Genomic DNA, 259 nt, shown 5'->3' on the forward strand with positions numbered 1-259 from the left:
GCTTGGCTCGTTTTTAGCGTCCTGTTTGGCTTGATTAAACGCCATATAAACCGCATTACTTTTAGGTGCACTGGCTAAATATAAGGTGGCCTGTGCAATGGCGCGCTCACCTTCGCTTGGGCCAACACGCTGAAAAATATCCCATGCGTTTAAAGCCACTTCCATCGCTCGTGGATCGGCGTTACCAATGTCTTCTGTAGCAATTGCTAATAAGCGCCTTGCAACATAAAGCGGGTCGCCGCCACCGGCTAAAATACGG

At 49.4% G+C, this 259-nt stretch carries 1 pseudogene; it reads right to left on the reverse strand.

Going from position 1 to position 259, the window contains the following annotated elements:
- Positions 1–259: pseudogene (locus AAEY88_RS14290) on the reverse strand (recombination factor protein RarA); the annotation flags it as partial.

The sequence above is a fragment of the Psychrobacter sp. CAL346-MNA-CIBAN-0220 genome (genome assembly GCF_040309805.1).
In the GTDB taxonomy this organism is placed as follows: Bacteria; Pseudomonadota; Gammaproteobacteria; order Pseudomonadales; family Moraxellaceae; genus Psychrobacter.